20 protein-coding genes are annotated in these 24,251 nt (G+C 61.2%); 13 read left to right on the forward strand and 7 right to left on the reverse strand.

Translation table 11 applies throughout. The annotated features are described in order from the left end of the window. Positions 1-107 precede the first annotated feature (107 nt). The 3 genes from E4631_RS21770 to E4631_RS21780 all read left to right on the forward strand — a co-directional run bounded on the left by E4631_RS21770 (position 108) and on the right by E4631_RS21780 (position 8,815). Positions 108-2,639: a DEAD/DEAH box helicase gene (locus E4631_RS21770; protein ID WP_133659108.1), complete on the forward strand. Its 2,532-nt coding sequence runs from the start codon at positions 108-110 to the stop codon at positions 2,637-2,639. A gap of 316 nt (positions 2,640-2,955) precedes the next feature. Then, positions 2,956-4,410, forward strand: coding sequence for an ATP-binding protein (locus E4631_RS21775; protein ID WP_133659107.1), 1,455 nt, complete (start codon positions 2,956-2,958; stop codon positions 4,408-4,410). Positions 4,411-4,462: 52 nt separating this feature from the next. Continuing rightward, positions 4,463-8,815: a hypothetical protein gene (locus E4631_RS21780; RefSeq protein WP_133659106.1), complete on the forward strand. Its 4,353-nt coding sequence runs from the start codon at positions 4,463-4,465 to the stop codon at positions 8,813-8,815. Positions 8,816-9,068: 253 nt separating this feature from the next. On the opposite strand, the gene E4631_RS21785 is transcribed toward E4631_RS21780, so the two are convergent. Together E4631_RS21785 and E4631_RS21790 are read right to left on the reverse strand one after the other, a co-directional pair. Further along, positions 9,069-10,220 carry an FAD-dependent monooxygenase gene (locus tag E4631_RS21785; protein WP_133659105.1) on the reverse strand — a complete coding sequence of 384 codons (1,152 nt, stop codon included), beginning with the start codon at positions 10,218-10,220 and terminating at the stop codon, positions 9,069-9,071. A 104-nt stretch (positions 10,221-10,324) separates the two neighbouring features. After that, positions 10,325-11,068, reverse strand: a complete 744-nt coding sequence (locus E4631_RS21790) for a M17 family peptidase N-terminal domain-containing protein (protein WP_133659104.1) — start codon at positions 11,066-11,068, stop codon at positions 10,325-10,327. A gap of 196 nt (positions 11,069-11,264) precedes the next feature. Here E4631_RS21790 and E4631_RS26045 point away from each other — a divergent pair, with 196 nt between their 5' ends. Beyond that, positions 11,265-11,423, forward strand: coding sequence for a hypothetical protein (locus E4631_RS26045; protein ID WP_166648206.1), 159 nt, complete (start codon positions 11,265-11,267; stop codon positions 11,421-11,423). Positions 11,424-11,761: 338 nt separating this feature from the next. Here the strand turns inward: E4631_RS26045 and wrbA are convergent, their stop codons facing one another. Then, the gene (wrbA, locus tag E4631_RS21795; RefSeq protein WP_133659103.1) at positions 11,762-12,376 is read right to left on the reverse strand and encodes an NAD(P)H:quinone oxidoreductase; all 615 of its coding nucleotides are present in this window, start codon (positions 12,374-12,376) and stop codon (positions 11,762-11,764) included. Positions 12,377-12,565: 189 nt separating this feature from the next. Between wrbA and E4631_RS21800 the strand changes: the two genes are divergently transcribed. Further along, positions 12,566-12,838, forward strand: coding sequence for a UBP-type zinc finger domain-containing protein (locus tag E4631_RS21800; protein ID WP_133659102.1), 273 nt, complete (start codon positions 12,566-12,568; stop codon positions 12,836-12,838). A gap of 157 nt (positions 12,839-12,995) precedes the next feature. On the opposite strand, the gene E4631_RS21805 is transcribed toward E4631_RS21800, so the two are convergent. From E4631_RS21805 to E4631_RS21815, 3 genes are read right to left on the reverse strand one after another with little or no spacing between them, the layout of a single operon-like run. Beyond that, positions 12,996-13,934: a ring-cleaving dioxygenase gene (locus E4631_RS21805; RefSeq protein WP_133659101.1), complete on the reverse strand. Its 939-nt coding sequence runs from the start codon at positions 13,932-13,934 to the stop codon at positions 12,996-12,998. Positions 13,935-13,973: 39 nt separating this feature from the next. After that, complete coding sequence (locus E4631_RS21810; protein ID WP_133659100.1) at positions 13,974-14,474, reverse strand: MaoC family dehydratase; 501 nt, start codon at positions 14,472-14,474, stop codon at positions 13,974-13,976. A gap of 14 nt (positions 14,475-14,488) precedes the next feature. After that, the gene (locus E4631_RS21815; RefSeq protein WP_133659099.1) at positions 14,489-15,121 is read right to left on the reverse strand and encodes an alpha/beta hydrolase; all 633 of its coding nucleotides are present in this window, start codon (positions 15,119-15,121) and stop codon (positions 14,489-14,491) included. A 246-nt stretch (positions 15,122-15,367) separates the two neighbouring features. On the opposite strand from E4631_RS21815, the gene E4631_RS21820 reads away from it, so the two are divergent. The 8 genes from E4631_RS21820 to E4631_RS21855 all read left to right on the forward strand — a co-directional run bounded on the left by E4631_RS21820 (position 15,368) and on the right by E4631_RS21855 (position 22,845). Beyond that, the gene (locus E4631_RS21820; protein ID WP_133659098.1) at positions 15,368-16,021 is read left to right on the forward strand and encodes a hydrolase; all 654 of its coding nucleotides are present in this window, start codon (positions 15,368-15,370) and stop codon (positions 16,019-16,021) included. A 63-nt stretch (positions 16,022-16,084) separates the two neighbouring features. Continuing rightward, on the forward strand, positions 16,085-17,995 hold the full coding sequence (locus E4631_RS21825) for an amidohydrolase (protein WP_133659097.1): 1,911 nt from the start codon (positions 16,085-16,087) through the stop codon (positions 17,993-17,995). 25 nt (positions 17,996-18,020) lie between these two features. Then, positions 18,021-18,458 carry a DoxX family protein gene (locus tag E4631_RS21830; RefSeq protein WP_133659096.1) on the forward strand — a complete coding sequence of 146 codons (438 nt, stop codon included), beginning with the start codon at positions 18,021-18,023 and terminating at the stop codon, positions 18,456-18,458. 13 nt (positions 18,459-18,471) lie between these two features. Next, positions 18,472-19,164 carry a YoaK family protein gene (locus E4631_RS21835; protein ID WP_133659095.1) on the forward strand — a complete coding sequence of 231 codons (693 nt, stop codon included), beginning with the start codon at positions 18,472-18,474 and terminating at the stop codon, positions 19,162-19,164. Between the two features lie 3 nt (positions 19,165-19,167). Then, positions 19,168-20,253 (forward strand): NADH:flavin oxidoreductase/NADH oxidase, encoded by a 1,086-nt coding sequence (locus E4631_RS21840; protein ID WP_133659094.1) that lies wholly within the window; start codon positions 19,168-19,170, stop codon positions 20,251-20,253. Between the two features lie 79 nt (positions 20,254-20,332). Continuing rightward, positions 20,333-20,656 carry a phosphoribosylpyrophosphate synthetase gene (locus E4631_RS21845; protein WP_133659093.1) on the forward strand — a complete coding sequence of 108 codons (324 nt, stop codon included), beginning with the start codon at positions 20,333-20,335 and terminating at the stop codon, positions 20,654-20,656. Next, positions 20,634-22,085: an alginate export family protein gene (locus E4631_RS21850; protein ID WP_166648205.1), complete on the forward strand. Its 1,452-nt coding sequence runs from the start codon at positions 20,634-20,636 to the stop codon at positions 22,083-22,085. The genes E4631_RS21845 and E4631_RS21850 overlap by 23 nt, the downstream gene beginning before the upstream one ends. A gap of 49 nt (positions 22,086-22,134) precedes the next feature. Further along, on the forward strand, positions 22,135-22,845 hold the full coding sequence (locus tag E4631_RS21855; protein WP_133659091.1) for an alpha/beta fold hydrolase: 711 nt from the start codon (positions 22,135-22,137) through the stop codon (positions 22,843-22,845). Here E4631_RS21855 and E4631_RS21860 read toward each other — a convergent pair. After that, entirely contained in the window at positions 22,838-24,220 is a 1,383-nt protein-coding gene (locus tag E4631_RS21860; RefSeq protein ID WP_133659090.1) for an FAD-containing oxidoreductase, read from the reverse strand. The two genes, E4631_RS21855 and E4631_RS21860, sit on opposite strands and share 8 nt — an antisense overlap. Between the last annotated feature and the right edge of the window lie 31 nt (positions 24,221-24,251).

The following is a 24,251-nucleotide window of genomic DNA, read 5'->3' on the forward strand; positions in this document are numbered from 1 at the left end:
CGGCGGGCAGGGAGAAAAAGGTGTAGGCATCAATGGATAATGCGCTTAGAACCAAATAGTGATATTCAGCGCGCATCTTTGCTGCTCACCCAATTCCCATCCAAATTATGGTTGATTTCAACAAGCACCTGGCCGCTGGCAAACCAGAGAAAAAGCTTCACCCCATCGAAATTTATGAGTTATTAGACCGGCGAAGTGATAAGGGACCCTTACGCCCTGCTCAAATAGCAGTACTAAGCACCTGGTACGAAACCCGCTTAGCAGAGCGTGATATCATCCTGAAACTGCACACCGGCGAAGGCAAAACCCTGACCGGGCTACTGATGCTTCAATCTAAGCTGAACCAAGCCCAGGGGCCAGCACTATACCTATGCCCCAACAAATACTTAGCGGAGCAGACTCAAATACAGGCCGATAAGTTCGGCATCAAGCAGTGTGCTATTGGCAATGACCGGCAGATACCCGCTGATTTCACCAATGGAAAGTCCATCCTGATAACCCATGTCCAAAAGCTATTCAATGGCAAGTCTAAGTTTGGGTTGGGCAACCGAGCGCAGCCAGTAGGCGCTATTGTGCTCGACGACTCCCACGCCTGCATTGATACGCTGCGGCAAGCCTTCACTATCCGGTTGACACGTGAGAAGCACGGCCCGCTGTTTGACCAGTTGCTGGCATTCTTCGAGGATGATTTAAAGCACCAAAGCTTGGCTCGCACAGATGAGGTAAAAGCCGAGGAGTGGAATGTGTTGTTGCCCGTGCCGTATTGGACGTGGCAAAACCGGTTGGAAGAGGTTTCGCGCTTGCTGACCGAGCACCGGGAAGAAGAAGGGCTACTGTTTGTCTGGGACTTGGTAAAAGATAGTTTGCGTGACTGCCAGTGTTATATAACTGGTCAGGCCATCGAAATTTCTCCGTACCATAATCCCATCGAGCTACTAGGCTCCTTTGATAAGGCCAAGCTGCGGGTATTCATGTCCGCTACCACGAATGATGATTCTTTTTTCGTTAAAGAGTTAGGCTTGAGCAGCAACACGGTTAGTAATCCACTGACCTATGAGGACGTGAAGTGGTCTGGTGAAAAGATGATTTTGATGCCCTATAACATGGATTATCATCTTGGCCACAGCTTCATTGTCGATGCCTATGGTAAAGAAGTAAAGGGTCGCAACCACGGTATTGTAGCCATTGTGCCGAGCTTTAATGACGGAGCCGTCTGGAAATCAGCTGGTGCAGAAGTGCTGGACGGGGACACGTTGGCCAGCCGCTTACAATCACTTAAAGCTGGTGATGGCGCGAAAGCGCTGGTGATGGCTAACCGCTACGACGGCATCGATTTGCCTGACGATGCTTGCCGCATCCTCATTCTGGACGGCAAGCCCAGCGCTGAAACACTGAGTGACCGTTATCAGGAAGAATGCCGGGAAGGCAGCGAGGTACTGGCGATGAAAACAGCACAGAAGATTGAACAGGGTTTGGGGCGCGGGGTGCGCGGCGAAAAAGATTACTGCGTCATCCTGCTAATCGACCACGAATTGACGTCATTCATTAGCACACTGCGGAATCAGCGATTTTTCTCGCCCCAAACACGCAAGCAGTTAGAAATCGGGGTAGACGTTTCGGGCATGGTAGCCAAAGAGGCGACGACAAGCGACAGCGCGAAAGAACTTAGTGGGATTATTGGGCAGTGCTTGCGGCGGGACGAGGGCTGGAAAAACTACTATATCCAGGAAATGAATTCTGTCGACGCCTTAGTGCCCGACCGACGGTTGCTTCCTATCCTAGAACTGGAGCGCAAGGCTGAGCTTAGCTACCGGCAGAATGAAGTAGACCGGGCTGTGCAGCATTTGCAAGCAATTGTTGACCAGCATTTAGGCGCAGAGGATGACGCCGAGCGGGGCTGGTATTTGCAGGAAATGGCGCGGCTACGCTACGCAACAGATAAAAACGCGGCGGGCCAGCTACAGATTGTCGCACACAAAAAAAACCAGTACGTGCTTAAGCCGCAACACGGCATGCAGGTTAGTAAGCTCGTCATCAGCCAGACGCAGGCCGAAGGTGCACGAGCTTGGCTTCGCCAGGCGGTAACCTACAAAGAGGCTTTCTTGCAGTTGAGCGCTATTCTCAACCACCTGCATTTTGGCGTAGAGGCCAAGAAGTTTGAAAAGGCCCTACAAGACCTAGGAACAGTACTGGGCTTTCGGAGTGGTCGCCCAGACAAGGAGTATGGCGCTGGCCCGGATAATCTATGGAATATCGCAAGTGGCGATTACTTGCTATTCGAGTGTAAAAACGAAGTCAAAACAGACCGTCCTAGCATTTACAAAACGGAAACAGGTCAGATGGCCAATTCCTTGCTGTGGTTTGAGCGTGAATACGCTGATGCACAAGTCACGCCCATTATGATAATTCCTACCCGAAAGATAGGTCGGGAAGCGGGCCTGCGCAGCGATGTAGTTGTGATGCTCAAGCCCGGCCTACGAAAATTGCGAGACAATGCACTTAGTTATATCAAAGCGTTTCAAAAACAAGATTTGCTTGAAATCACTCCACAACAAGTATTTGAGGCCTTAGAAACGAATGACTTAACTCGTGCCTCATTAAAGACTGCTTATACAGAAGTAACCCAACAGCTGGTGTAAAGCATAAAGACCATAATCAGTTGAGTTAAATCAAGTAGCTGCAATCTGGTTTGATTTACCCTAACTGGTTATGATTTTATCAAGCCGGTGCAGGCATTGCGTTTCTTTGCTGTCATCAGTGACGTGGATGTAAGTAGTAATAAGTAAGCGTCTGTTATTGTAAACAGCGAGTTTATGTAGTGCTTATGTAACAAAACAGGTTACTTGACCTCCTTACCCTGCTTCAATAGCCCAAAATGGGCATTTCTTATGTAGCGCTTATGTAACAGACACGTTGGGAACAGGCTATATTTGCTGGTAATCCCCTCTTTGCCTCGTGACAGATACTGACCTTATTGCCCTGCTAGACCGCCTCCTAGCGCTGCCGGCCGAAACTGAACTACTGGAGTTTAAAACAGCGGGCACGAGCTTTGGCATTGACGACCTGGGCCGGTACTTCAGCGCTCTCAGCAACGAGGCCAACCTGCACCGGCAGGACCAAGCGTGGCTGGTATTTGGCGTAAATGACAAGAGGCAAGTAGTAGGCACGCAGTACCGGCCCAGTCGCCCCGGCCTCGATAGTCTCAAGGGCGAAGTGGCGGCTAAGACCAGCAACAACCTCTCGTTCATTGACATTCATGAAGTGGTGTACGCGGGGCAGCGGCTAGTGCTGTTTGAGATTCCGCCGGCGCTGCAAGGAGTACCCACCGCTTGGCAGGGGCACTACTACGGGCGCAACGGCGAGAGCCTGACAGCCTTGAGCCTGGAAAAGCTGGAGCGCATTCGAGCCCAAGCTGCTGCGACCCGTTTTGAGCGAGAAATTGCGCTGAAAGGGCAGTCCGCCGCGCGGGTGTTGGAATTGCTCGACTACTCCGCCTTCTTCCGCATGTTCAAGCTGCCGCTCCCCACAACCCAGGCTGGGCTGCTAGAAAAGCTGGCGCAACGCGACATGATTCAGCCACGAGACGCGGCCTACGACATCACCAACCTCGGCGCCTTGCTCTTCGCGCAGCACCTGAGTGACTTTGAGCGCCTGGGACGCAAGGCCATTCGCCTCATTTTCTACCAGGGACGCAGCAAGGTGCGTACCCTGCGGGAAGTGCCGGCTCCGCGGGGCTACGCACTCGAATTTGAGGGCCTAGTGCGGACCATCGGCAATATGCTGCCGGGCAATGTCGAAACTAAAGTTATCCTGCGTGAACAGACAGCTCCTTCTTATCCACCCCTGGTGCTGAGCGAGCTTATTGCTAATGCCCTAATTCACCAGGATTTCTTAGCCCAGGGGGTTTCGCCGCAGGTAGATGTATTCGAGAACCGTATTGAAATTACCAATCCCGGGCAGCCCTTGATTGATGAGCGCCGCTTCATCGACCACGCCCCACGTAGTCGTAATGAATTGCTGGCCGGAGCCATGCGCCAACTGGACATGTGTGAGGAGCGCGGCAGCGGCATCGACAAAGTGGTGCAGGAATGTGAGGAGCACCACTTGCCAGCACCTCGCTTTGAGGCCTCCGAGCAATTTACTCGTGTAGTGCTGTTCAGCGCGCGTTCTTTCGGGGAGATGGACCGACAGGATAAAGTCCGGGCCTGCTACCAGCACGCCTGCCTCAAGCAGGTATCGGGTGAGAGCATGACCAATCAATCGCTACGCGAGCGGCTGGGTATCGCCGAATCCAACTATCCGGCAGCGTCGCGCATCATCACCGACGCCATCACTGCGGGACTGCTCAAATCTGCTGACCCGACCAGCAAGTCCAAAAAGCATGCAAGGTACCTGCCGTACTGGGCTTGATAGCATGTCCCCAGAAGTAATGCCCAGCTAGTAATTCCTGCAGCTATTTACTATGAATTTCAAAACGCTTAGTACTTACGGGGATGCCCCAGACCAAGCATTCGAGGCGCTTTGTAATCAACTTTTTGACCACTGGGTCCATGCTACTTATGCGGGCCAAGTGAAACGCTTTGCCGTAGTGAACGGGGCAGGAGGCGACGGTGGCGTAGAGGCGTATGCTGAGTTAGGTACGGGGGAGATTATTGGGTTGCAAGCCAAATGGTTCTTGGGTCCTTTGGAGAAAGGCCAAATCGACCAAATCCGAGATTCTGTTGACACTGCTCAGCGCGTTCGCTCACAGCTACAACAGTATATCGTGTGCGTGCCGCGGGATTTACAATCCATCAAAATAGGGCGCGGTGACAAGCTTATTCGGAATCCGGAGGATAAACGGGTTGAAGACCTGCTACTAGAACTGGAGGGCACCTACCCCAATCTAAAGGTTGAGTTCTGGACCGAGCACCAGTTGCAGGAATTGCTACAGCAACCCGAAAACGAAGGTGTCCATCGCTTTTGGTTCAACAAGGAAGAGCTTTCGCCAGCTACGCTAATAGACCAATTTGAGCTAGCCAAATCTGGCTGGCTTCGGGAGCGCTATTCACCTGCATTGCATAGTTATGGCCTTATCCAGCACGAGCTTGACAAGCTCGTGCTAGCACCCGCGTACCGCTCGGCTGCTCACCAGCGAGTAGTCGAGCTGGCCAGTCTCATAAGCGAAGCGGAATCTCTACTAGGTACTTTCATCAGATTAGCTGGGGCGCCCGCTGAGTTGAATGCGGAAGCGGAGGAGTTACGGGAATATCTACTCACTCAACTTCAGCAGTTACAGCAAGTAGTCGAAGCGCTGTTACTTGCAGACAATAGTTTGACGTTGCCAGTGATACCAGTAGTAGAAGTGGACTCGGTGTTGGACAAGCTGGAAGCAAAAGGCTTTTCTAATCTCGTGCTGGGGACCTTGCCTCGGCTCAAGGACGTACTACAAATGCTGAGTGAGGCAGAATTATCGGGCTATGCAACGCGCTTACTTACAGAGCAGCACCCTCATAATCTGCTGATTTTTGGCCGACCGGCCACTGGCAAAACGCACGGAGTCGTTCGAGCCGTTGAACAACGATTGAGCGATGGCTACCCAGCGCTGCTGGTTTCGGCGCGCTATTCGCCGGCTCAGAACTGGCATGTTCTCCTTAATCATGCACTGAATGGCTTCACGGATTGGACGGCCCAGCAATTATTCACCGCGCTAGGCGCAATGGCTGCTCGGGTAGATGTGCGGCGCGCGCGCGCCGCAGTGGCCGGCCAAGCACTGCAAGATGAGCCCACACGCGTCCTTATCTGTTTGGATGGTATTGATGAAGTGACCTACGCCACGCCATGGCAAGAAAGAGTCAGTGAATTAAGATTTTTGTTGACCAAGCACCCACACCTGCGCTTTGTCGTCACTTCGCGAGCGTACCCACCGGCAAACCTGAATCCTAGCCGTCTGGACTTCGACGCCACTATCAACCGGCGGCTTGATTTGCCGCACGAGGGGGATGTACCCCTCGTGGACTTGGCCACACGCTATCTGGAGCACTATGGTATTGATTATACCAGCACGCCGTGGTTGCCCGAAGCATTCCACGACGCGTTATGCATTCGCTTATTTGCCATTCAATATGCTGGGCAGGATTTAGCAGCTATAGATGAGCCGGTTACCATAAGCTTAGGAGGCTTGCTTAGCTATAAAATCGACCAGATTGAAGCGGAGTTTACAGCAAACCCACAGCTAGCTTTCCCAACCAGCCAGCACGTGGCACAGCGTGGGTTGCTTCGTATTGGCAAACTGCTACAAGAGCAACAAGCCGTTGGACACGATAGGCTGTGTGAGCAGATAGTAGCCGAATTGCCAGGGCGGGTAAACCTCAACCAGGCCACCCTAATGTTGGAAGGCTATGCGAACCATGGACTTATCTTGCAGCAAGATGAGCCGCGCGCTAACAAGCTTGCACCCTCTACTCAAACTGTTAGCTTCGCCTATCAACAGCCGCTCATTGACTATCTGCTAGCCTGTGAAGCAACCGAATACATCCTGCAGTCAGGTGATAAGCACATCCCGCAGCATCTGCTCCAGCGCCAAGACCCGAACGTATTGTATCTGACGGCAACTGCCCTACTCAGCGACAAACGTATTCTGGTGGGAGAAGATGGTTACTGGGTGGATGAGCTCGACGCAGTTCAGCTTGCCGACATGCAGTATGTGGCATTGGCCAACGCTCCGGGAGCCAGGATTGCCGACTATCTACCCAAGGCTATTGCCCATTTCAAACAGGGTGTGCGTGAGCGCAATACAGTTCTGGAAGAGTTTGTGCTGCCGAATATTTACCGCACGGACGTGGAAATAGTGCGGCCGCTGGTGCACGAGGTGCTGAGCAGTTTTCCGTCAGTGTTCGCCCGGGATTTATTCTGGTCCAGTCCGGCTGCTTTAGAGGACACGAGGGAACGAAACGTGGGCAAAATTCTCAGCCAGCAGCAGTTGCGTGCGTACGATTCCGCTACGGGACTGCCGCTGCTGTTTGCCTGGAGTTTAGCTACGGTCAACAACACCTACCGGGAACACGCTCGCCGGGAATTGACTCGCTGGGGTAGTGCAAGGCCCGAAGCTTTTGTAGAACTAATGGAGTTGGTTTTTGACGCCGGCGACCCGCAGATGCAGGAGGATTTAGCAGCGGTTATGCTGGGCGTGATGAGCTTATTGACGCAGCCCAGCGCAGGCGGTCAGCAAGTAGCCCAGTGGATTTTGCGGAACATCTTTGCCCCTGCCCGTATCGCGAATCTGCTGAATTCAGTGGTACGGGCCCATGCCCGAGCAGCGGTGGAACGCGCGGTAACATTGGGTGACTGTTCTGAAGAGGATGCCGGCCCTGCCCGGCCCCCATACCCTGCTAACTCAACGCTCTTACCACTCAAGCTGCGCGACCCTAAAGAGCCGAAAGAACTAATAAGCCACCGGGGGACCGATGAGCGGTTTCCTATCGTTCACGATTTAGCCTGGTATGTTCTTGAAAAGAGCTATGAGGGGTTTTTAGGCTATCCTAACTTTGGGCGGAGCCGCAAAGAGGCGCAAGGCTACAGCTTACTGGCTGAATATGAGCAAGCACATCAAAAAAGAATCACCACTTATGATTTTGCGATGTCAGCGGCTCTCGCTTACATCGCCTCCCTGGGCTATAATCGCACCACCGGCCCCGGCTCAACCAAGGCCACGCATGGTTCGCTCAGCAAAACCAGTACGTTTGAGGAGAAATATACGTGGCTGGCAGTCCACCACCTACAAGGGTACCTAGCCGACCGTCTTCCTTTCGAACGACATGGCGTACACCGGCCGTCGGTGCTCAATTATCGGGATTTTCTCACCATTGCCAACCCAGCTACTGAACTGGAGGGCACGACGGAAGGTGAAGTAACTTGGTATGTGCCGGTTGAGTTGGCCCCTGAGGTGTCGGTAGGCACCGACGAGGATGTCGTAGCTCGGCTGCAGGCATGGGTCCACCGGCCGGATGAGCCTGACTTTGCGACGTGGCTGACATTACCTGATTTTGTGCCGGCTGCGGTGGCCACCGAAACAACCTTGCGGGCATGGCTGCCGCTCTTTTCCCAAATTCGCCTACCCGAGCAGGAGGGCCGTGGAACTACCGAATTGATTATATGCTGCATCTGGGTAAGCCAAACAGATTGGGATGCTATGCAGCACAGCTATGCGGGCAACATGCGCCGTCTGGCAACTGACAACTTCCATGACTTTGACAACCTGGACCGGTGGCAGTCCCGGCCGGCCGGCGACACTTACGCTTCGGTAAAAGATGTAGTGCTCAGTCGCGATCTGGAAGAAGAGGAAACTACTACAACGCTGTATGGTCCTAATGACCAAGAATGGACCGCATATACTACGATTACCAGAGTCCTGGAAAACTCGGTTGAGAACGGTGAAACCTCATATTTGATTCCCTCACAAATGGTTCGCCAGCAACTGCAGATTATTGACACAAACCGACAAGCGTTTCGTGATCAGCAAGGCCAGACGGTAGCCTGTTACCAGGAAATCAACGAAGACTATGACCCGTCGCAAGAGATGCTGGTAGTCGACCGACAGCAGTTCATGGAGGCAAGTGCCCAGCATCAGTTGCGTCCATTCTGGCTGGTTAGCCAGTTTCAAAAAACCACGGTTGCGTTTTCGCAGCAGTATGCGAATGGTCACGCACAGAGCTTCCGGCAATGGATAGTATGGGAAGACGCTCAATTACAAGCCCAGCTCTTTTATCGGAACTGGTTTAAAGGTCAAAGAGCCGGCAAACTCGACCAAACAGAAGAAGGCGAAGAGCTAGGATGATTCTGTCGCAGCAAGCCTGACCTATTACTTTAGCTTCGGTAAGCTGACCTTTATCATTGGTCGATACACAGGCAAAGAGGGCGACGGGTGTCGTGCCCTAAAAGTACTCCAATAAGGGTCAGCAAAATACGGCCGAAAAAAGCACCTCTACGCGCTGGAAATGGCCCCTCGAAAAGCATCCAATAAGGGCCCGTGGCCGTGGCTTTGAGAAAGCAATTCTTTCACCTGTTTGCTGCGTGCAGCATAGGCCTGCCTACCCGCCCACATACCGCAGATAGGCGTTGCCAAGGCGCTGGCTGGTGCGTACGAGCCGCTGGGCAGAACCTAAACGAGCCTGCTCGTAAGTCAGCAGCCGTCTAGCTACTGGTGGACCAACTGCTGCTAAAGCAGCGGCCAGCGCCTGCGCATCGAGCAACGCGTGGCGGTAGCTGCTACCCGTAATAGGACTAACAACGTGGGCAGCATCACCAAGCAGCGCTAGGCGGCCCTGCACCAGGCGCGGAGGCAGGTATTCAGCCACGGGCGTACCAAACAGGCCGCCCGCTGCCAGCGAGGTACCCAGTACTGCCGGCCAGGGAGCCGGCCAGCGCGTTAGCGCTCCTGCCAGCTCAGCGCGCAACTCGGTTGGCAGCTGCTCAGGACGCACGGAGGCGCGCACCTCATCGCCAACCAGGCAGCCCATTTCGCGCAGCAAGGAAGTGCGGTCGGGGTCGTACCAGGCGTAGCTGAGGCGGCGTTGGCCCGGCTCAATAGTACCGCCCGCTCCAGGCACGGCGTAGGCTACCAGGCGGTAGCGGGGCTGCCAATGCTCCTGCACGCCGAGCGCGGTAGCGGGCAGCGGGTGGCGCAGGTCATGTTCCTCCACCAAGCCCCGCCAGAGCACGTAGCCAGCGTAGCGGGCAGCCGGCTGCTCAGGGCTGACGGCCGCCCGCACCAGGCTGCGGTAACCGTCAGCCCCCACCAGCCAGTTGGCCTCGTAGCGCGGGCCTTCGGCCGTGCGCACCCAAGCCCGGTGCTGGTCCTGGCCCACTTCTACCACCGTGCGAGCTGCCAGTACTCGAATGCGGGAGGCCTGCCGGGCTACGCCCGTGCGCAGCCAGGTGTACAGCGCCTCCCAACTGGTAGAATCGCGGGAGCTGGTGACGACGGGCAGGGCTGGGCTATTAACCTCCCCCAGGGCCGATTGGCCGGTAACGGCCGTCAGCAGCCGGCGGTCGATGCCCAGGCCGGCCCCGCCGTGCAATGAGCCGGCCCGACGCTCCAGCACCGTGACGTAGTGGCCAGTGCGGGCCAGGGCAAGGGCGGCCGCCAGCCCGGCCACCGAGCCCCCTACTACCAGCACGCTGGAGGGCCCGGTCCAGCCAGCTGGGCCCGGCACGGGAGTCAGTATTTCGTTCTGGGTCATCCTGAAAGTGGGGCGGCTTCACAAACCTGCTGAGGAAAAGTCACGGGGTAGGAAGGCTATAAACCAGAGGGTTTGCTAATTGCGCTACTACCTACTTAGCTCGGCTAGCTAGCCCGTTGGTAACGAAAAAATTGTTCGACGCCCGCTACGGCGTGGGCGAAGGTGGGCGGGCCGGCCAGCATCGTCAGTTGCCGCACGGTGGGTGGCGGCCCCAACTGGTGAGCGGCCACGTACTGCTGCGTACGGTAGGCCGCGAAAGTACCCGTGAGCAGTGCCTGCGTAACAGGGGCGGGCACTACGGTCAGGCCGCCGTCCTGCACGTTGGCCGCAAAGGAGTAGCTGGCTACGCCCAGGCGCAGGGCCTCGCGCATGGCAGTCAGCCCGACCTGCTCCAGCAGGGATTCCAGGCTGGTGGCGGCTATTGCCCGGCTGCCTAGCCCCAGCAGTAGCAGCCGGGTAGCTGGCATAGTGCCGGCGGGCGGTGTCAGCAGTAGCGTTTCGACGGGTAGGCCCCGGAAATGCCCGGCCCGGCGCAGGGCCGTGAGCTGGCCGCCCAGCGCCTGGTCGACGTGAACCAGCCCATTGCGGGCGGCCGGCAGGGCGGGGGGCGACTGGTAGATGTCTTGCGGATTACTGCTATCAAACAGGCAGATGACTTGCAAAGGGGTAGGCTGGCTAGCCGGCCCCTGCGCTTTCACCAGCACGGCCAAGCCGTCGGCTTGGCCGGCTAGCTGCTCGGTGCCCACCGCGGGTAAGGGCGCAGTGGGCACGCTGGCCGGGCGGGGTACTGGGGTTGCCAGCCAGCCAACCAGCCGGTGCCACCAGGATAACCGTACTGAGAGTTGCATAGAAAAAATATAAACTATTGTTAATCAATAAATTAGAATAAGAAGCCAAGCCGCACCAGCGGCAGTGCCTCTTCGGGCGAGAGCCCGCTGGTGCGACCAGCACCACCTGCGGCGTGGGGGCCAGCCACAGGCCAGGGCCACAGCCCTGGTGCCAGGTGCGCGAGCTTTCGCCCGGCAGCCACACGCGGCCCACGTCGTGAAAAGCCAGCACGCCCACGGTGGCGGGCGCCAGGTAGCTGCGGAAACGAGCCACTTGCAGGCGCACTTCGGCATTCTGATACGCACTGTGCTGGCCCGCGAAGCGCGCGCGCCCGTAGCCGCGCAGGTTGCTGTGCCCCCCAGGGTGGCGGCCTAGAAAAACTCATAGGGCCCCGTGCTCACCGGCTCGGGCACGGCGCGGCTACTGCCTATCACGAATACGGCGCCCGCCGCCAGAGCCTGGGCGGGGCTGCCAGCCGCGCCCCTAGCCCTAGCAGCCCCGCAAGAAGCAGGTAGCGCACGTTCATAGGCTAGCAAAAAGTGATTGCTCAGTCCTGCGAACTTACCTCGCAGAGGTGGTAGAGGCTACTTTCGCCTTTCAGCAGGGCCAGAAACTCGCGGCCCGCCCGGCCGCCCCGCGCACGCCCTACGACCCCAGCCAGCGTGGGGCGGCAGCTGGCCGGGCGGCACGTAGAGGCGGGGCGGGCATCGCCCCTACCCTGCCGCCAGCTTACGGGCGATTTCGGCCGTGTGGCGGCCCTGAAAGTAAGCGCCCTCCAGCTCATTGGCACTGGGTTGGCGCTCGCCCTGGCCACCGGCCACGGTACTGGCGCCATAGGGCGTGCCGCCGGTTACTTCCTCGTGGCCCATCTGGCCCTGCCAGGCGTAGGGCAGGCCCACGATAACGAAGCCGTGGTGCAGCAGCTCGGTGTGGAAGGCGCGAATGGTTTCTTCCTGGCCGCCGTGCTGGGTGGCGGTGCTCACGAACGCGCCGCCCACCTTACCCACGAGCGCGCCCTTGGCCCACAAGCCGCCGGTGCTGTCCATAAAGGCCTGCATCTGGCCGCAGAGGTTGCCGTAGCGGGTGGGCGTACCGAAGATAATGGAATCGTAGTCAACCAGTTCCTGCGGGGTAGCCACGGGCAGGTGGGCGAAGGCCTGCTGCGCCCCGGTGGCCCCAATCTGGTCAAGAATGGCCGGGGGCAGGGTTTCGGGCACGCGCTTTACGACTACGTCGTTGCCCGCTACCTGGCGCGCACCGTCGGCCACGGCTTCGGCCAGCTTCCAGACGTGGCCGTAGGTCGAATAAAAGAGAATGAGCGTTTTCAAGGTCAAAAAAGGGGGTTAGGGACTGCTGGCTCCCTGCGAGCCGCACGGTGGCAAAACTACCCCTCGCCCCCACCGCCGCGGCGGTACAAACCAGCGAATCTGCGGTATAAAGCCACGCTGGGGCTGGTTTTGCGCGGCGGCCCACCGTACTTCGCCAGCTGCTCCTTTCCTCCACCAAGCCCTCTTGCGATGAGTACCCTTTGCCAGCACCTGACCACGCTCGACACGCAGCACCTGCGGCGCGATACCCAGCACATTTGCCCCGAGTGCGTGGCGCTGGGCAGCACCTGGGTGCACCTACGCATCTGCCAGGCCTGCGGGCACGTGGGCTGCTGCGACGACTCACCCAACAAGCACGCTACCAAGCATTTTCACGCCACGCAGCACCCCGTCATCACCTCGGCCGAGCCCGGCGAGCGCTGGGCTTGGTGCTACGTGGATGAGGACTTGCGCGAGTACTAGCGCCGCGCCTTAAGTGGCCGGCTTGGCTTAAAAAGCAAAGCGCGTCACGTGGAGCCAATCGAAGTAGCTCCACCGTATCGTTCGGCAGCGCTGCTTCAACCGGCTCTGCGTGACGCGCTTGCAGAATTTTTCGCGCTGCCTGGCTGCCACCCTGGCCTTACCCAATCTTGGGCAGGCGCTGCTCCAGCTGCGGGCGCAGGTGCTTGTGCTGGGTGGGCAGCATCAGGTGGGTGCCCAGTTCGGCCAGGGGCTCGTCCACGGCGAAGCCGGGGTTTTCCGTGGCCAGCTCGAACAGCACCCCGCCCGGCTCGCGAAAGTATACCGAGTGGAAGTAGTCGCGGTCAATCTGGGGGGTAGGCTGCATGCCCTTGGCAATGAGCTTCCGGCGGAAGTACAACTCAGCCTCGTCGTCTTTCACCCGAAAAGCAATGTGGTGCACCGAACCGCCGGCCGTGATGGCGCGGGCCTCGCCGGGGGCCGCTACCAGGTCGATGTACTGCGCCCCGCCCGGCACCGTGTCCGTTACGTAGCGGCTGCGGTTGACGTGGGTTTCCAGTAAGGTATAGCCGAATACGTCGGTCAGGATTTCGGCGGTGGCTTGGGGGTCGGCCAGCGTGAGCGTGACGGTGTGGAAGCCTCGCGTGGCTACGGTGGCCCCTACTTCGGAGGTCGTCCAGGGCGTGCGCGGGTCGGGCATTTTCGACGCAATCAACTCAAATTTCAGGCCATCGGGGTCCAGAAACGTGAGGTACTGCTCGCCAAACTTCTCACTGGGCTTGTTGTAGGTTACGCCGTTAGCCTCGAAGCGCTGCATCCAGAAATCGAAGCTGCCGGCCGGCACCGAGTAGCCGATTTCGGTGGCCTGGCCGGTGCCGCGCCGCCCGGCCGTGATGTGCTCCCAGGGAAAGAACGTGAGAATGGTACCAGCCGAGCCGGTTTCGTCGCCGAAGTAGAAATGGTAGGTGCCGGGGTCGTCGAAGTTAACGGTTTTCTTCACGAAGCGCAACCCCAGGACCCTCGTGTAGAAGTCGTAGTTGCGCGGGGCATTGCCCGCAATGGCCGTGACGTGGTGCAGGCCCAGAATGCGAGGTTCCATGTGGGTAATCAAGTAAAGAGGTGAAAGGAAATAAGCGGCCTAAGCGGCCGGCGTAGTGCGCAGCAAATACGTGTGCTGGCCGCTGAGCACCAGCTCACCGCGCTGGTTGTGAACGGTGGCCGCCGTGACCACGGTGCCGGTAGCGCCCCGCGGAATAAGGTCGGTGATTTGCAGGGCCGGGTAGAGGGTATCACCGGCGTGGACTTCGCCCAGAAATCGGCACGACACCTCCGTGAAGGCAATAAACACTTCGCCAATGACGTGCGGAAACAACGTGGCCCCCGGCGCGGTAAAGGCCAGCACCTGCAAGCCGTGCACCACCGGGGCGCTGTGGCCGTGGCGCCGGGCCCACTCGGCATCGTAGTGCACGGGGTGGTTATCGCACGACACGGTTTGGAAGGCGGCCGAGTGCGCGTCGGTGAGCGTGCGGCTGGGCGCGCGAAACACCTCGCCGATTTCAAGCTGCTCGAAGGTGCGCGCGGGCACCAGCAGGAAATTCAGCGGGTCGAACGGAACGGGAGCGGGGGCAGTATCGGCCATGAGAGGAAAAGAATTTAGTGGCTTGGTACCGGTTTAAAAATCAACTCACTAGCCAGCGACAACTGCGGCTGCGTGACGGTGTGGCCCATGCCGGGGGTAATCTGCTCCGTGACGGCGGCCCCTAGGGTGGTGATCAGGGCGGCGGAGGCGCGCACCCGCGCGGCGGGCACGTGGGGGTCGGGGTCGGCACTGGCCAGCAGGCAGGGCGTGCCGCCGAAGTCGCCGGCGTAGCGTTCCGGGTACACCTGGTCGCCGATGAGGCCGCCCGTGAAGGCCGCTACCCCGCCGTAGCGGGTGGCGTGGCGGGCGGCGTACTCCAGCGTGAGGCAGGCTCCCTGCGAAAAGCCGAGCAGGTAGGTGCGCGCGGGGTCAATGCCGTGGCTGGCGGCTAGGGCCACGGCCCGGCCCACGGCGGCCAGCGCCGCCGTCAGGTACGGCTCATTATGGGCGGGCGGGGCCAGAAACGACTGCGGGTACCAGCTGTGGCCGGTGGCCTGCGGGGCCAGCAGGGCGTAGTCGGCCACCGGCAGGTAGCGGGCCAGCGCAAGAATATCGACCGCTGAGCTGCCGCGGCCGTGCAGCAGAATCAGGGCGTGGGAGGCCGTGGCCAGCGGCTGGCCGGCCAGGGTGAGGGGGGAATCGTGCATAAGCGAAGTTGGCCGCGAAGCCGGTAGGAAGGGGCAAAGGTGCGTGCGCGCGGGAGGTAGCGGCAAGGTGCAAACCACGGCTTCAGCAGTACAAATACTGGCTGCGGGGCGGCCGGGCGGCCCATGATTTATACCCCCGAAGCCGTGGTTTGCACCTTGTTGCCGGTAGGGGCTGGCCAGACCTTTGAAAGAGCGTTTTGCAGGTGCAGCGCAGGTGCATTCACTCCTTTCATTTAAGTAGTTACCATGGACATTCATCCTTCTTCCCAGCTCCTCGACCCCCAAAACCACGCCCTATTGCTCATCGATTTTGAGGGGCAGATGGCCTTCGCTACTAGTAGCATTGGCATGAGCGAGCTGCGCACCAACGCGGCCATTCTCGCGGGGGGCTCGCGCATTTTCAACGTGCCCACCATCGTGACGACGGTGCTGGAGCACGCCTTTAGCGGCCCTACGTTTCCGGAAATCACGGAGGTGTACCCGCCGGCCACCACGCCCTACCTCGACCGCACAACCATGAACACCTGGGAAGACGCGGCCTGCAACCAAGCCATCAAGGCCACTGGCAAGCAGAAGCTGGTGATGGCCGGCCTCTGGACGGGCGTGTGCATTGTGGGGCCGGCCTTGTCGGCGCTGGCCGAAAACTTCGAGGTCTACGTGATTGCCGATGCCTGCGGCGACGTGACGCCCGAAGCCCACGAGCGGGCCATGCAACGGATGGTGCAGGCCGGCGTGCGCCCGATGACGGCCGTGCAGTACGTGCTGGAGCTGCAGCGCGACTGGGCCCGCCAGGAAACCTACCCGGCCGTGACGGACCTGATGAAGAAGTACGGCGGCGGCTACGGCCTGGGCATTCAGTACGCCCACAACATGCTGAAGCAGCACGAAGTAGCGGCCTAAAACGGCTTGGCAATGCTCGCTGGGCGTGCTCCGGCACTTCTCCCCTACCCCCCTTTTTTTGCTATGCCTGCTTCCCTGATTCTGTATAATGGCCGCATTCACACCGTGGACCCGGCCAACCCCGCCGCCACGGCCGTAGCCATCGAAGCCGGCCGGTTTGTGGCCGTGGGCGACGACGCTGCGGTAATGCCGCTCGGTGGCGAGGCCACGGTGCGCATCGACCTGCAAGGCAAGCGGGCCATTCCGGGACTTAACGACTCGCACATTCACCTGATTCGGGGCGGGCTCAACTACAACCTGGAGCTGCGCTGGGACGGCGTGCCCTCGCTGGCCGATGCCCTGCGCCTGCTGGCCGCGCAGGTGGCCCGTACCCCCACCCCGCAGTGGGTGCGCGTGGTGGGCGGCTGGACGGAAATGCAGTTTGCCGAGCGCCGCATGCCCACGCTCGACGAGCTGAACGCCATCGCGCCCGACACGCCAGTGTTCATTATGCACCTCTACGACCGGGCCCTGCTGAACCGGGCCGCGCTGCGAGCCGTGGGCTACACCCGCGCCACGCCCGCGCCCCCCGGCGGGCAGGTTCAGAAGGACAGCCGCGGCGAGCCCACCGGCCTGCTGCTGGCTACGCCCAACGCCATGATTCTGTATTCGACCCTGGCCAAAGGCCCCAAGCTCGGCCACGAGCACCAGGTAAACTCGACCCGCCACTTTATGCGCGAGCTGAACCGCTTCGGCCTCACGAGCGTAATTGACGCGGGCGGCGGCTTCCAGAACTATCCCGATGACTACCAGGTGATTCAGGAGCTGCACGACGCCGGGCAGCTCACCCTGCGCATCGCCTACAACCTGTTTACGCAGCGGCCCAAGCAGGAGTACGAGGACTTCGAGGCCTGGACCAACTCGGTGCGGCTGCGTCAGGGCGACGACATGTACCGCCACAACGGGGCCGGCGAGATGCTGGTGTTTTCGGCCGCCGACTTCGAGGACTTTCTCCAGCCCCGCCCCGACCTGCCCGCTACGATGGAGACCGAGCTGGCGCGGGTGGTGCGCCTGCTGGTCGAAAACCGCTGGCCTTTTCGGCTGCACGCCACGTATAACGAGAGTATTACGCGCTTTCTGAACGTGTTTGAGCAGGTTAACCGCGAGGTGCCCTTCGACGGGCTACCCTGGATATTTGACCACGCCGAAACCATCGACGAACGCAACATTGACCGGGTGCGGGCCCTGGGCGGCGGCATCGCGGTGCAGGACCGCATGGCTTTTCAGGGCGAGTATTTCACGGAGCGCTACGGGGCCGCGGCCGCGCAGCACACGCCGCCCATCCAGCGGATGCTGGCCGCTGGCCTGCCCGTGGGGGCCGGTACCGACGCCACTCGCGTGAGCAGCTACAACCCCTGGCTGGCCCTGTATTGGCTGACCGCCGGCAAAACCGTGGGCGGCCTACCCCTCTACCCGGAGGCCACCCGCCTGAGCCGCGCCACGGCGCTGGAATTGTACACGCGGGGCAGCGCCTGGTTTTCGAGCGAACAGGACACAAAAGGCAGCATCAAGGTGGGGCAGCTGGCCGACCTGGCAGTGCTCGACCAGGACTATTTTACAGTGAATGAGGAGGTTATCAAGCAGATTGAGGCGGAGATGACCATCGTGGGCGGTACCATCGTGTACGCCAAGGGCGGCTTCGGTCCCGCGCCGCTGCCCATCCTGCCCGACTGGTCGCCCACGGTTATCCGCCCCGGCTACTACCCTGCCAACCCGACCTACCGCGTGACGGCCAACCGCCCGCCGGCCGCCGACAGTCCCGCCGCTGGGGCCGCCCGCGCCGCCCAGCGCCAAGTGCTTGCGCAGGTGCACTGCTGCGCCGGAGCCTGCGATGTGCACGGCCACGCCCACGACCAGGCCCGCCTAAGTAACGTGCCGGTCAACAACTACACCGCCTTCTGGGGCGCGCTCGGCTGCTCCTGCTTCGCTTTTTAGAGAGAAACGCCCTTCCCGGCTCGTCATGCTTGACTTCTTCAAAACGCTGCTTTATTCCGACCTGGGCAGCGCCCTCAACAACTGGGCGCTGCTGGGCTTTCGGGTGCTGCTGGCCGTGGAGCTATTTCGGGTGCATGGGCTGCGCAAGTTTCAGTACCCGGCTGGCGAAGCGCCGGAGGTAGTACCCAACCCCCTGGGGCTACCGGCTGCGCTCAACCAGCTGGTAGCCACCTTCTCCGACACGGTGGTGCCCTTGCTGGTGGTGCTGGGGGTAGCCACGCGGCTGGCGGTGCTGCCCACCATCGGCGTCACGGCCATTGGCTACTTCGTGGTGCACCGGCGCGATTCGGTGGCCGTGCGCGATGTGCCCTACATCTACACCATCTGCTTTCTGCTGCTGCTGGCCCTGGGGCCGGGTACCCGCTCCGTAGACCATTACCTGTGGCAGTGGCTGGCTACTTAATCAACCGCAGCTTATGGCTCCCGACTTGGAAAAACGCCTCCGCCACCTGAGCATCCTGCTGACGCTGGTGGCTGGTTTCTGCGATACGGTCACCTTCGTGGCGGCCGACTCGCTGTTTTCGGCCCACGTCACCGGCAACTTCATCGTGTTTGCCTACGATGTGCTGCACCACGTCGATTCCCACGCCTGGACCAAGCTGGTGAGCTTCCCAGTGTTTGTGGCGGCCGTGGCGGCGGGCCGCTGGGTGGGTGGCCGCGCCCAAAACCGCTACGCCGTTTTGCTTTGGGAAGGCGGCCTGTTGCTGGCCGCCGGCCTGCTGGCACTGGCTGGGCCGGGGGCGCTGCGGCAGGTGGCCGCCATGCTGGTGGTGTTCGCCATGGGCCTGCAAAACGCGTTCGGCCGCCTCTACGCCAAGGAAACCTACGGCCCTACTACCGTCATGACTGGCAACGTGACCCAGGCTACCCTCGACGCGCTGGGGCTGATGGCCCACCCCAGCCCCGAGCCGGCCGCCGCGCTGCGCAAGCAGGGGCTGGTAATCGGAGCCTTCCTGACCGGGTGCCTGCTGGGGGCCGTGGCGGCCCGCTGGGGTGGGCTGGCCGTGGTAGGCCTGCCCGGCTTGCTGCTGCCTCTACGGGTACTGGGCTACCACCGGCAGGCCCGGCAGCAGGCCGCCACTAATCTGACAGTCACCATAACCGCCTGAGGCATGAGCTTATCCCTATTCTCGCCGTTGCAGCTGCGCGGCTTGGCCCTGAAGAATCGGCTGGTGATGTCGCCCATGCAGCAGTACCGTAGCCCCGATGGCCTGGTGGGGGCCTGGCACCTGGTGCACCTGGGTAGCCGGGCGGTGGGTGGCGTGGGCCTGGTTATCACGGAGGCCACGGCCGTGACCCCGGAGGGCCGCAACACGCCGTTCGACGCTGGCTTGTGGAACGAGGCGCAGGTGGCGGCGTGGCGGCCGGTGGTGCAGTTTGTGCAGACCCAGGGCGCCCGCATCGCCGTGCAGCTGTGGCACGCGGGGGGTAAGGGCAGCCACGCGCACCCGGCCGCCGGCTTTCACTACCTACCCCCGGCCGAGGGCGGCTGGCCGACCAAAAGCGCCTCGGCGGTATCGCTCGACCAGCAGCACACTGCCGAGGCCCTGACCAGGCCGGAAATCCAGCAGCTGGTGGCTGATTTTGCCCAGGCGGCCGGGAGGGCCGGGCGCGCCGGCTTCGATACCATCGAGCTGCACGCCGGGCATGGCTACTTATTTCATCAGTTTTACTCGGCCCTGGTCAACTACCGCACCGATGAGTACGGGGGCAGCTTTGACAATCGCGTTCGCCTGCTGCTCGAAACGGTGGAGGCCATCCGGGCGGCTATTCCCGGCAGTATGCCGCTGCTGGTGCGGCTCTCGGCCGTGGATTTCTCCGATGAGGAGCACGCCTGGCGGCTGGCCGACTCGGTGCGCCTGGCGGCAGCGCTGCAACAGCGCGGCGTGGACGTGGTAACGGCCTCAGCCGGGGGCTTCGGCATGCCCGACCGGGCCAAGGTGGTGCCGCTTTACCAGGTGCCTTACGCCGCCAAAATCAAGGCCGCAACGGGGATTGTGACCGGCGCGGTGGGCCTCATTACCACGCCCGCCCAGGCCAATGACCTCATTGCCAGCCAACAGGCCGACCTAGTTCTACTGGCCCGCGAGCTACTGCGCGACCCCTACTTCCCGCTCCACGCCGCTGCCGACCTGCACGCCGACCTAGCCGCCGTGCCCGTGCCAGGGCCCTACGGCCGGGCATTCGAGGCCAGCTAGCCGGGCTAGCCGGCTAGCTACTGTTGTCCAGATGCGCCTTGATTTGAAGCCAATTTATTCACTGTCAATTTATTGCCTTATGGAAACGCCCGTTTACGACACCCTGATGGAAGCGCTCCTGGCCCTGCGTCGACGGGGCTACACCCTTGACTACAACCTGGCCGGCACCGTGGCCCGTTGCGTGCAGGTGCCCGAGGAGTTGCGCCCGAGCGAGCTGCACATAGAAGAGGTGCACCGCTTCGAGGGCAACTCGAACCCCGACGACAGCGCGGTGCTCTACGCCCTGCGCTCGGGCCGCAACCCCGCCCACCGGGGCGTGCTGGTAGCCGCCTATGGGCCCTACGTGGAAACGGCGGCAGCCGACTTTATCCAGCAGCTCGATGCGCCGCTTACTGCCAAGTAAGCCGCTGGCCACGGGGCTGGTAGCTGGGCTGCTGGTGTTCCTCGCCGGGGGGCGCATCCTGGCCCAGTCCAGGCTACCCCCCGGCGAGGAACACCGGGCCACCTCCCCGGCCTACCAGATGGAGCGTGCCCGCGAGGACTACCGCTACCTGGCCCACGACAGCAGCGCGGTGCCCCCCGACCTGTTCGACCCGCTTAAGTTTATCCCACTCAACGCGGCTAAAACCACTTACTTAAGCTTCGGCGGCGAAATCCGGCCGCAGTACCAGCGTATTGGGCACCGCGACTGGGGCGCCGGCCCCGACGACCCCAACGGCTACCTGCTGGAGCGCTACATGCTGCACGCCGACCTGCACCTGGGCCCCCATCTGCGGGTGTTTGGCCAGCTCAAAAGCGGGCTGACCCACTTCAAAAGCTACGCGCCCGAGTTGACCGAAGAAGACCAGCTCGACCTGCAACAGGCCTTCATGGACGTGGGCACCGGGCCCGGCCGGCGGGGCCTCACGCTGCGGCTGGGCCGGCAGGAAATGGCCTACGGCTCGTCACGCCTCATCTCGTGGCGCGAGGCTCCCAACGTGCGCCAGACCTTCGACGGCGCGCGCTTTTTGAGCTACGCGCCGGGCTGGAAGCTCGACGGGTTTCTTACCCGCCCGGCCACCACCAAGCCCGGCATTTTTGACGATAGCCCGAGCCCAAGCGTCTGGTTTTGGGGCCTTTACGGCGTGCACACGCTCAAGGGCCTGGGCGGCGGCCTCGATATGTATTACCTGGGCTTCGACAACCAGGCGGCCCGCTACCAGCAGGGCCTGGCTACCGAGCGGCGGCACTCGGTGGGCAGCCGCTGGTGGGGCAGCCCGGGCGCCTGGCGCTACAACGTGGAGGCCGTGTACCAGTGGGGCAGCTTCGGCAGCGGCAACATCAGCGCCTGGACGGCCTCGGGCGAGTTTGGCTACCGGCTTGCCGCTCAGCCACTGCGGCCGCTGCTGCAACTGCGCGCTGAATACATCAGCGGCGACCGTAATGCTGAAAACCCTAACCTGCAAACCTTTAACCCGCTATTTCCCAAGGGGGCATACTTCGGGCAAGCGGCTCTTATTGGCCCGGCCAACCTCTTCGACCTGCACCCGGTGCTCACGCTTTACCCGGCCCGCACCGATGCCTTCGCGCTGAGCTTCGACTGGGATTTTTTCTGGCGCGCCAGCCTCGACGACGGCCTCTACCGCGTGCCCTACGTGCTAAACCGCCCCGGTAACCCCGGCCAGGCGCGCTACATCGGCGACCAGCTCACGCTGGAAGGTGACTGGCAGGCCAGCCGCCACTGGGAGTTGGAGTTGTTCCTGACCTACTTCCGGGCTGGCCAGTTCCTGCGGGATTCCGGCCCCGGACTCGACCAGACCTACGTTTCGCCTAGGGTCACCTTCCGGTTTTAGGGCTTGAGCCTGTTGGCAATTTATTCATAATCAGTTTTTAATCCTTCTCATGAAAAAGACTTTCGTACTCGTTCACGGGGCTTGGTCGGGCCAATACGCCTGGGCCGAGGTGCGGCCGCTGCTGGAGCAGGCCGGGCACCGGGTAGTGACTTTTGACCTGCCGGGCCACGGCGACGACCCCATGCCCCCCGACGACCTCACCCTGGCCAGCTACGTGGAGGCCACCACCGCCCGCGTGCTGGCCGAAGCCGGCCCCGTTGTGCTGGTGGGCCACAGCATGGCCGGCCTGGTCGTCTCGCAGGTAGCGGAGCGTATTCCGGCCAGCATTGCGCAGCTCGTGTACCTCTGCGCCTACCTGCCCCTCGACGGCCAAAGTGCCTTCAGCTTCGCCGATGCGGACAGCATCTTGCCCGCCAACCTGGTCGTGTCGGCCGACCAGCGCACGGCCACTATCCAGCCCGAAGCCATCGTGCCCATCTTCGCGGCCGATTGCCCCCCGGCCATTCAGGCGCTGGTGGTAGCCCGGCATCGGCCCGAGCCCCTACCCCCCTTTCAGGAGCCGGTCGCGCTCACGCCCGCCAACTTCGGCCGCCTACCCAAACGCTACATCGAAACCCTGCGCGACGTGGGTATCACCCCCGCCTTGCAGCGGCGCATGGTGGCCGCCAACGGGGCTGTAGCCCAAGTAGATACTCTGGACTGCGGCCACAGTCCGTTCTTCGCCAAGCCCCAGGAGCTGGCGGCCTTACTGCTCAACTAGCCAGCGGCTTCAACTCCCCGAATACCGTCGGAATCAGTTCCGAAACCGTGGGGTGAATGAAGACATTGCGGCGCATGAAGGCCGCCGTTTGATGGGCATACATAGCCGTGATGATACAGTGGATGGCCTCATCGCCGCCCACGCCCACGATGCTGGCCCCCAGAATCTGGTCGGTTTCGGCGTGCACCAGCACTTTTATAAAGCCCTGGGTTTCGCCTTTCTCCACGGCCCGGCCCACCTCGGTCATCGGCCGCTTGCCGATTAGCGCCGGAATGCCGGCGGCCCGCACCTCGGTTTCGGTCAAGCCTACTTTGGCGAAGGGCGGGTCGAGGTAAATGGCCGACACGGGCAGCCGGTCGCTCACGCGCCGCGGGTCGTGGTCGAGCAGGTTGGCGGTCACAATCTCGAAGTCGTTGTAGGAGGTGTGCGTGAACGCGCCCCGGCCGTTGCAGTCGCCCAGCGCCCAGATGCCCGGCGTGGCCGTTTGCAGCTGATCATTCACCGGAATGTAGCCGTGGGCATCGGCCTGCAAGCCAGCCTTTTCCAGAGCCAGGTCATCGGTATTGGGTTGGCGGCCCAGGGCCAGCAGCAGGTGCGAGCCCCGACTCGGGGCCGGGTCGTGCGCGCAACTGACGTGCACCACCGGCTGCCCGTTTTCCTGCGCCAGGCCAATGCACTCGGCCCCGAGCCGCAGCGCTATGCCCTCCCCAGCAAGAATGTCCGTAACGGCGGCCGCCACGTCGGCATCTTCGTGCGGAAGCAGGCGCGGGTTGCGCTCGACGAGGGTTACCTGCGCGCCCAGCCGCCGGAAAAGCTGCGCGAATTCCAGCCCCACGGCCCCCGCGCCCACCACGAGCAAGTGCGTCGGCAATTCTTCCAGCGCCAACAGGGTGCTGCTGGTGAGGTAGGGCACCTGCCCGATACCGGGCAGCGCCGGGCTGGCCGGCCGGGCCCCCACATTCAGAAAAATATGCCGGGCTTCCAGCAACTCCTCCCCCACCTGCACGGCCGTGGGCGACGCAAACCGGGCAGTGCCCCGGAAAAGCGTGCAGCTAGGTAGCTGCTGCAGCCAGGCTTCGAGACTGGTGCGCGAGGCCGCCACGATAGCATCCTTGCGGGCCTTCACCAGGGCTAAATCCACCCGGAGCTCACCCGCGGGGGGGAGGCCGTAGGCAGCAGCCTGACGCATGGTGTGCGCGGCTTTGGCGCTCGCCACCAGGGCCTTAGTGGGCGTACAGCCGGTATTTACGCAGGTGCCGCCGTAGTCTTTGCGCTCGATGAGCGCCACTGACCAGCCCGCCGCCGTGAGGCGGCCCGCCAGCGGCGGGCCAGCCTGGCCGGCCCCCACTATCAGGGCGTCAAAATTTTGACTCATTGGTAGATAAGCTAGATTTACAAGCCGTGTA

Origin of the sequence: Hymenobacter sp. UV11 (assembly GCF_004684095.1) — a bacterium.
Taxonomy (GTDB): Bacteria; Bacteroidota; Bacteroidia; order Cytophagales; family Hymenobacteraceae; genus Hymenobacter.